We start from the raw sequence: 8048 nt of genomic DNA on the forward strand, positions 1-8048 counted from the left end.
CCGGATAAAATGTTTCTCGATTTTTTGACATTGACTGAATTCGTATTCTTTAGTTGATGATGTTGCGCTCACCTCAACACTTATTAGGTTGCTAGTAGTAATTATGATATTTATTACAATTTCTTCATTTATATAGTGGGTTCTTAAGCACAAGCTTCACTTGATATTCTAGAGAGCCGGTGTTTTAACTGAAAATACCGCTTTCCAGCGATATTTTTTAAATTGAGAAACATGCAAAAACGGCTTGGGCGATATCGTTTCGATCTTTGTGAAACACATTGGCAATGACAGTATCTTTCAGCCATTTCCACAAGCGTTCGATCGGGTTCCGTTGCGGTGAATACGGAGGAAAGTAAATGAAGTGAAAACACTATCCTTCTTCCCGCAAAAATTCTCTCACCATTTTGGTGTGATGAATTCGAGCGTTATCCAGCACCAAGACGACGAGTCGGTCCGAGTAACGCTCTTTGAGAACTCGCAGGAAATCTAAAAACGTTGTGGCATTGGCTGCCCCTGCTTGATGAAGAACCGTTTCGCCATCGTGGACGTTGACCGCGCCAAACAGCGATATGTGAGCATGATGGCCGAACGTAGGCACTTGCTTTTGACGGCCAACCTCTGACAATGTCGTACGCAACACATGATACGACCGGATATGCGTTTCATTCGATGTACAACAGGATGAAATCCGAATCCATTAAGTTTTTTTATCAGGTCCATTTGTTTCTCGAAGTTTTTTTGCCGGTCCGGATCTCCTTTCGCCAACGTGTAGGTCGTCCGGGTCCAAGAAAGCCCTTTTCGATGCAAGAGCTTTCGTAATGCTTCGCGGGAAATGGATATGCTGTAATGGTGGTACACATAGAAGGCCGGTGAATTAATGAAAAAGGCAACTCATCCCAACTCTTTTTCAATTAGAGAAACTTTGTCAGATCTGTTCTCCTTGCTGATCAAATACCGCTGGTTTGAGCAAAAAACTTGTTTTTCACCAGCCTTATAGGATTGAAGGATGTTCGTATTCCACGCCGAAGCGATGTCCCAGCCCAGCTCCACAGGTGTCGTGGTCAACACGAGGTGTGTTTGATCTCTTCCTGCTGTTCTTCGGTGAGAAACGGCTACCAGGGGCAAAATCCCGATGAAGCAGGAGTTCAAGGCCGCCTTCGTTAAAAAGCGACACATAATGGGAAACGGTTGGGCGGCACACATTGACCATGGAAGCAACCTCTCTGCCCAAATAGCCTTCCATGACAAGGCGGACTGCCATCACACGTTGGCGGAGATGAGCGTTTTTGATCTTCCGTTCCTGCTTGCGGAGTTTCCGAGGCGTCCATCCGTGATCATGGGTGATTTTCAGCCGTTTCATGTCTGATTCCGCTCCTTTTCCATGCTTTTCCTTAGGAGCAGTATAACCGGAGTGGGCACCACTTATGCGAAGGTTAACTTTTCAATGAGCATGTATATAGCATTTTCAGCTTGTGGTGTATTTCAACTTCCTGCACATGCACAGCGCACTCAAGGGCTGGGTTCCGGCGTCATCCTAAAACTCGCCGATCTTCCGCATATGATGGTCCGACGGACAAATCCCCGTCCCTTTGACGCAAGAGTTTCTCCAACAAGAAGCGGCTTAGCTTTTTTGTCCTCCCAAGCTCGCTGAGCTAAAGACCTGCCAAATTCGGCGAAGCGAATAATGGACAAGGGCTTCTTCCCGCCCTTGCCCTTATACTGACTCCTTTTCTCCCTTGACGAGTGTCGATCAAGGGTGAATCCAAGCGTTAAATCCCCTTTATTTTCTTTGGAAAGTTGTCTTGTGATCAATTCTCTTGGAATTTTCCAACTCTTCCATGGTTCAATATGGATGTTGAGAATTATAAGTTATTAGCATCGAATGCAAGAGTTACAAGATACACAAGAATTTTGCGTTAAGCACATCAAGATTCCTGTGATGCAACCCGGGGTACAAAGAGATTTACTTGTAATATTAGGTTGTACAATGTTGTCCTGTTTTTTGACAACAATGTCCAAATCGAAATCATCCAACTTTGCCATTCTTCATTCCCTCCTTTCCATATGTTGATATTTATCATTAACTACTTGATGAAAGATGTATAAAGACATCATAGATTCCATCTTTTTTCACCAAGCAGTTAATGTAAAGCTAAAAAGCTCCTTTTTCACATTTAGAATAGATCGAAATTCTAAGATTTTTCTAAATGTATTGGTATATATTTTTTATAATTTTCTTTAATTTATTGTGATTATAATATGGGATTGCCTCCATAGCCATCAAGTTAAGAAAACAGGAATAAATATATGCCTCATTGGACCATCCTTTTGAAGACCTCATAATGTCTTAGAAAGGGTGGTTTTTTTGAAGACGTCCTTATCTCTCCAAGAAGAATGGCATTGTTTTTTAGACGGATTAAGAAGCGTGTTATCGTGCGAAGAACTTGAACATATGGCCCGAGATCATCAATTTATTCAACGAAAGGGGAAGTTACGCGCCCATGATTTCGTGGCACTTTGCACATTTCTCCAGGAAGGAGGCGGTCAAAAATCATTGGTGCAGCTTTGCAGTGCTCTAGCTCTCAAGCAAAACACCTCTCTGAGTGCGGAAGGGCTCAATCAACGGTTTCATGAAAAAGCGGTGAGTTTCCTCAAAGCGGTGTTTGAAAAACTGCTCATTCATCAGACTCAGGAGGCCCGTCGCTTATGTCCAAGACATTCGCTGTTTCTCCGGATTCGCATTCTCGATTCCACGTCGTTTCAACTGCCTCCTGAAATCCAGGGGATTTACGAGGGATGTACGGGGCCTGGGGTGAAAATTCAGCTAGAATATGAATGGCTAGAAGGGAAGGTTCTCCATGTGGACGTCGAAGATGCCCGTCATCACGACGCCGCCTACGGAGCGTCCCTTCTATCGACCATCCAAGAGGGAGACCTTTGTTTGAAAGACTTAGGCTATTTTTCGCTTGAGGGATTGCAAGCCATTCATGACGCCGGGGCCTTTTATATTTCACGGCTCAAACACAATGTAGGGATTTACCAAAAAGAAGGGGACCGATTTCGAAAATGGGAACCAGAGGATTTCCTTGCGGTGCTGCAACCGGGAGAAACCATGGAACTGGAACATGCGTATGTCAGTGGAAAGAAAGTTCATCAACCGCGGCTCATTGTGTATCGGCTGACAGAAGAACAGGAGCGACAGAAGGAAGGACAATGGAAACAGAAGGCGAAACAAAAAGGGGCCGCGTACGTGACGCGACGCCCCCACCCAATATATGTATATATCACCAATATTCCAGCGATTTATACCTCTTTGCACGAAATTCATACGCTGTATTCTCTTCGCTGGCAGATTGAGGTGGTATTTAAGACATGGAAATCCCTGTTTCACATTCATCGATTCAAACCGATGAAAGGGGCTCGCTTTCAGTGCCACCTGTATGGAACATTGATTGCCTTATTGATCAGCTCCACTGTCATGTTTAAAATGCGGGAATGGCTCTATCGAAAACAGAAAAAGGAATTGAGCGAATATAAGGCGATGAGTATGATCAAGGAGTTCGGTATGGATTTATTTCAAGCCTTATGGTGTTCGGAGGCGTTAGCTGTCCAACTTCTTTTAAAACTGTGTGACATCATCGCTCAACACGGAAAAAAATCAAGGCGTTATACAAAAAAGAGCGCTTTAGACATTATCGAGAGTTTGGTCATCATGCCGGTGTCGTAAGAAATTCCCGCCTCATACCATGAAAAAAACCTTCTATCGGGAAGGTGTATTTGGCATGCCTATCTTTATATATTCTCACGGTCACAGCCTCCAAAGATGAAGAGTGAAGCCTTGGAGCTACTCGCTCCAAGGCTTCACTTGATGGCTATGGGGATTGCCTCAAAGAGTTGTTGACCCAAGCAAAACACACAACATCTTGGCATTTCCATGGCGGCTCTCCTGTTCAAGAGTAGGATGGGGGAGTGGCGCAACGAAGAAGAGCTGCTGCACTGAAGCTCCCAGCATCCTCCTCAGATGCAGGAAGCTATTGGTTCACTTTTGATTGTCCCATGAACACGGAAGCGGCACCTTCGCACAGTTGGTTGTTCAAGATGGCCACCCCCTCGCGAATTTCGACATTACACACATGACAGTCATTCTGCCGTAATATGGGTCATACCCGTAATCACCCCTTCATTCATCGAATATACTTCATGGCATAATGACTGAATGTCCACCTTGTTGTGAGACGTCAACAAAATGGTGCAGCCTCTTTTGTTTTCCTCCCGAATAATTTGGTACACTTGGTCCACCGATTTTTCATCCAAAGCATTCATCGGTTCATCGAGCAACATCAGCTGTGGTTTCTCCATGATGCATTGTGCGATGGCCAGTCTTTGTCTCATTCCAAGAGAGTACGCTTTCACCGGCCTTTTATCATGCGGATTCAACCCCACTCGCTCGATCGCCTCTTTTACCTCACGTTCGCCGATTTTGTTCTGAATCATGGCTAAAAAATGCAAATTATCGAATCCTGAGTATTGTTCAAGGAAACCTGGTTTTTCCAACAAAACAGAAATATCGCTCGGAAATGATACATCTTGGTGCAACGTCTGGCCAAATACCGCCACCGTGCCGCTGGACGGCTTCACAAGTCCGCTGATGACTCGGAATAACATCGTTTTTCCCGACCCGTTCGGCCCGACAAATCCATAAATCTTTCCTCTTTCCAACTCTAAGTTGATATTGCGCAAAACTTCCCTTGCTTTTATCGTTTTGGAAACATTGGATAAGACGATCGCCTTCATAATTGAAAACCTCCTACATATAATCCTCGTTCTTCACTCTCTTGATCGTCCAATACCCGAACGCAACGATCGACAAGAGCTCCACCATCAACGCCGACCAGAACATCGAGCTGCTCCGCACGAGATCCGCCATGCTGTAGTACAAAGGAATAAAAGGCGTTGGCATCTTGACACCCACAAAAAACAAAGCGAGAATGACAACATTCGCCAAGTGATGGGTTGCATACACGTTCAACAACATCCACACGCTGGCGTGCCAATACAAATTCACGGCGATGCCCACGAACATGAGCACGAGCGAACGGTCAAACGAAAACGCCATATGCGACACAAAGAGACCGAAGCCGCCAGCGATCAAAAACACCGACAAGACATACACCAATGTAAATAGAACACCTGCCAGCAGCCTAGCCATCGTGTACGACGTCGTATCCCTCAACAAAATGAACAGTTTATGTTCAAAATATTTATCCCGCTTTTTCCAAACGATTTGGAGCAACACCACATAGCCGAAGCAAATCATCAGCCAATACATCCAATTCGAGATCGTCACCGCTCCGAATAAGCGGGAGAACAACTCCGATAGGCATTGGGAAGAAAACGCCTCTGACCAGCTGGACATCAAAGTGCCCAACAGTGGGAACAGGAGGCAGGTGATGACAATTCTTTTGACATCCATTTTGATCAGGGTAAACTCCAAATGCATCGGTTTCATAAAAGATCATCCTGAACATAGTAGTTTTTTTGGCTTGACGAAAGGCAAATGGTATAGACCAGCACCAGCATCATCGCAATGAGAACTAAGATTGTCCAAACGGGAGCCGTCTGTTCACTTATGTAAAACAAATAAGGGAGCATGTGCACAGTGAACATATCCAATACAGCCAGTATGATGACGGCAGCGAAGGCGAAAAAGCGGTTCCCCCCAAAATCAATGAATGCGACAAACAACAATCCGTATATCGCGGTGACGAAAAAGTACATGACAAGAAAATAGAGAAACGAGCTTTTATCCCCACTATGCGGCACGTACAAAAAAGCCGCATGGGCGTTTGGCATATTAGGATAGATGACGTATTTCACAAACATTGTACATAATCCGCCTACTGCGGCAACCCAAAGAGACACGCCCCCCGCCAGAACGACGACCAGCAACGCTTTATGAAGACCGATTTGCCTCCGCGTGCGGTATCTTCTTAGCACCACCCACGCATTGGTTTGAAGCGCGGAACCTAAAAGAAACAAAAAAGCAGGGAGATGAAAAAATTCATACCGATAAAGCAAGATAAAATCTTTGAGGCTGTGCCACTTCCCCACCACCACCATTCCTAGCGGCAAGATGCCCACCACCATCAACAAAGCCATGACGCCCAAAATCATTTTGATGACGGTTCGATGCAACAGCAAATCTTGCCAAACAAAAAAAACGTTCTGTCTAGAGAACATCTTCACTTTTCTTCACTCCATATGAAAATACCGCTACCGCAATCAACAATTGGAGGACAAACACGATGACGATTTTCCAATAGGACAATCCTTCCACTGGTTGTGAAGGGATTAAGAAATTAAACGGATCCCAAGCCAATTGGTTGGTGATAGTCAGCGCCGCCCAACAAACCATATAAATGATTTGTGGCATCAAAGTAATCAAATACCGATTTTTCAACAACAAGGAAAATCCTAACCCAAGGCAGACGTAGCCGCTGGCAAACAATCCGCCAATGATATAATACGCGAGAACATACCAATAAGGGGAGATCTCCAATAAAGGAGAAAAAAGGCTTTTCTTTTCCCCTTCAAACGAATTGTCCGGCAACGGCAACGTGCCATTGACCAATTGCCGATATGCCTGGGAAAAGCTCGAATAATCCCAATGGTTGGTCAAAAGGTTGACGAGCACGACGCCAAAAAGAAGAGGAAGGAGAAACAAGAAAAACGCGCTGATATAAGAAAACAAAAATTTCCCCCAGTAATAAGCGCTTCTTCCCATCCGTGTCAATTGATAATGAACATTTCCGCTCTTTCGCTCACGATCAATCGAATCCACCAATGGAATCGACAACAATAATGGAAAAAGGAAGTAATATAGAGATGAAAATACGTTAAAGCGGAAGCCTCCTAGACCAACCCATTCAAGGTGAGGCGATGCCAAGGCGAAAACATTTGGATTGTCGTGGTAAATTCGTTCAAGCAACTGCACATTTTCACGATAATCTTTCACCCCCAACACGACGGCGCCGATGACAAGCAGCAACAGGCAGGCTGCGCTGATGTAAAAGTTCCTATTTTTCAAAAGTTTGATCAATTCTATATACATACTATCATCTCCTAATTCTTCTGTTAAGGACGGTCTTCTTTGTGATATTGAAGAAGACCGCCCCGACCAAGAAAACCTCTTTCTTGTCCAAGTTGACTGAACATACCTATAAATCGATCAATTGTCGGGATAAAATTTGCCTGCGATGTCAACTGTAACGTAAGTGAAGGATGCATTTTCCGCCATTAATGAAACTTTTTTGCCAACAGCACTTTGGTCGACAGTGAAATAACGCGTGTCATTATCGGTTACATTCAGCGCGGTTGGCGACACTTTCGTGGAACCTTGCTGAATCCACATGTTTGCTTTATAATCGGCGCCCACAACCGAATTTTCCACTTTACTTTTACTGTTTGTCGCTTTATTGGCGCTTGCTAATTCCGTATCGCCTTGAAAACGAGGGAGAACCCCAGCATACGTAACATAAGATGCGGCGCTGACTCCCCCTACCACAATGAATGAGATAAAAGCAAGCAAAGTAGTAACCATTTTAAGTTTTTCCTTCATGATTCGATCCCCTCTCCCCTAATAAATTTTGAAAACGCAGGATCGTCCTCCTTTTCTCCCTTGACGAGTGTCGATCAAGGGTGGATCCAAGCACTAAATCCCTTTTATTTTCCTTGGAAAGCTGTCTTGTGATCAATCATCCTAGAATTTTCCAACTATTCCATATTCCAATTAATAATTATAAGTTATTAGCATCGAATGCAAGAGTTACAAGATACACAAGAATTTTGCGTTAAGCACATCAAGATTCCTGTGATGCAACCCGGGGTACAAAGAGATTTACTTGTAATATTAGGTTGTACAATGTTGTCCTGTTTTTTGACAACAATGTCCAAATCGAAATCATCCAACTTTGCCATTCTTCATTCCCTCCTTTCCATATGTTGATATCTATCATTAACTACTTGATGAAAGATGTATAAAGACATCA

At 44.1% G+C, this 8048-nt stretch carries 10 protein-coding genes and 1 pseudogene; 1 reads left to right on the top strand and 10 read right to left on the bottom strand.

Annotated elements, in window-relative coordinates; all coding sequences use genetic code 11:
* Positions 1-217: 217 nt before the first annotated feature.
* The 4 genes and pseudogenes from M4I42_RS08830 to M4I42_RS08845 all read right to left on the bottom strand — a co-directional run.
* A pseudogene (locus tag M4I42_RS08830) lies at positions 218-604 on the bottom strand (IS630 family transposase); the annotation flags it as partial.
* The gene (locus M4I42_RS08835) at positions 487-858 is read right to left on the bottom strand and encodes a winged helix-turn-helix domain-containing protein (RefSeq protein ID WP_223812567.1); all 372 of its coding nucleotides are present in this window, start codon (positions 856-858) and stop codon (positions 487-489) included. The pseudogene M4I42_RS08830 and the gene M4I42_RS08835, both read right to left, overlap by 118 nt.
* Positions 859-991: 133 nt before the next feature.
* Positions 992-1360, bottom strand: coding sequence for a helix-turn-helix domain-containing protein (locus tag M4I42_RS08840; protein ID WP_011229806.1), 369 nt, complete (start codon positions 1358-1360; stop codon positions 992-994).
* 512 nt (positions 1361-1872) lie between these two features.
* Positions 1873-2043: a gallidermin/nisin family lantibiotic gene (locus tag M4I42_RS08845; RefSeq protein ID WP_011229795.1), complete on the bottom strand. Its 171-nt coding sequence runs from the start codon at positions 2041-2043 to the stop codon at positions 1873-1875.
* A 322-nt stretch (positions 2044-2365) separates the two neighbouring features.
* Between M4I42_RS08845 and M4I42_RS08850 the strand changes: the two genes are divergently transcribed.
* Positions 2366-3727 carry an IS4-like element ISGka3 family transposase gene (locus M4I42_RS08850; protein ID WP_011229802.1) on the top strand — a complete coding sequence of 454 codons (1362 nt, stop codon included), beginning with the start codon at positions 2366-2368 and terminating at the stop codon, positions 3725-3727.
* Positions 3728-4140: 413 nt separating this feature from the next.
* On the opposite strand, the gene ccmA is transcribed toward M4I42_RS08850, so the two are convergent.
* The 6 genes from ccmA to M4I42_RS08880 all read right to left on the bottom strand — a co-directional run bounded on the left by ccmA (position 4141) and on the right by M4I42_RS08880 (position 7977).
* A complete protein-coding gene (gene ccmA / locus M4I42_RS08855) occupies positions 4141-4794 on the bottom strand; it encodes a heme ABC exporter ATP-binding protein CcmA (RefSeq protein WP_011229800.1) in 654 nt (217 codons plus the stop codon).
* Between the two features lie 13 nt (positions 4795-4807).
* Positions 4808-5416 carry a hypothetical protein gene (locus M4I42_RS08860; protein WP_268851834.1) on the bottom strand — a complete coding sequence of 203 codons (609 nt, stop codon included), beginning with the start codon at positions 5414-5416 and terminating at the stop codon, positions 4808-4810.
* A gap of 89 nt (positions 5417-5505) precedes the next feature.
* A complete protein-coding gene (locus M4I42_RS08865) occupies positions 5506-6246 on the bottom strand; it encodes a hypothetical protein (RefSeq protein ID WP_041467772.1) in 741 nt (246 codons plus the stop codon).
* Positions 6230-7111, bottom strand: coding sequence for an NADH dehydrogenase (locus tag M4I42_RS08870; RefSeq protein WP_011229797.1), 882 nt, complete (start codon positions 7109-7111; stop codon positions 6230-6232). The genes M4I42_RS08865 and M4I42_RS08870 overlap by 17 nt, the downstream gene beginning before the upstream one ends.
* Before the next feature lie 117 nt (positions 7112-7228).
* Entirely contained in the window at positions 7229-7618 is a 390-nt protein-coding gene (locus tag M4I42_RS08875) for a hypothetical protein (RefSeq protein WP_011229796.1), read from the bottom strand.
* Positions 7619-7806: 188 nt separating this feature from the next.
* On the bottom strand, positions 7807-7977 hold the full coding sequence (locus tag M4I42_RS08880) for a gallidermin/nisin family lantibiotic (RefSeq protein ID WP_011229795.1): 171 nt from the start codon (positions 7975-7977) through the stop codon (positions 7807-7809).
* Positions 7978-8048 lie beyond the last annotated feature (71 nt).

The organism is Anoxybacillus sp. J5B_2022, assembly GCF_026847645.1.
In the GTDB taxonomy this organism is placed as follows: domain Bacteria; phylum Bacillota; class Bacilli; order Bacillales; family Anoxybacillaceae; genus Anoxybacteroides.

Bases quoted from the DNA above. Each gene is read 5' to 3' on its own strand.
- M4I42_RS08880 (WP_011229795.1), bottom strand. From the start codon at position 7,977: ATGGCAAAGTTGGATGATTTCGATTTGGACATTGTTGTCAAAAAACAG.
- M4I42_RS08840 (WP_011229806.1), bottom strand. From the start codon at position 1,360: ATGAAACGGCTGAAAATCACCCATGATCACGGATGGACGCCTCGGAAA.
- M4I42_RS08875 (WP_011229796.1), bottom strand. From the start codon at position 7,618: ATGAAGGAAAAACTTAAAATGGTTACTACTTTGCTTGCTTTTATCTCA.
- ccmA (WP_011229800.1), bottom strand. From the start codon at position 4,794: ATGAAGGCGATCGTCTTATCCAATGTTTCCAAAACGATAAAAGCAAGG.
- M4I42_RS08845 (WP_011229795.1), bottom strand. From the start codon at position 2,043: ATGGCAAAGTTGGATGATTTCGATTTGGACATTGTTGTCAAAAAACAG.
- M4I42_RS08870 (WP_011229797.1), bottom strand. From the start codon at position 7,111: ATGTATATAGAATTGATCAAACTTTTGAAAAATAGGAACTTTTACATC.
- M4I42_RS08860 (WP_268851834.1), bottom strand. From the start codon at position 5,416: ATGTCCAGCTGGTCAGAGGCGTTTTCTTCCCAATGCCTATCGGAGTTG.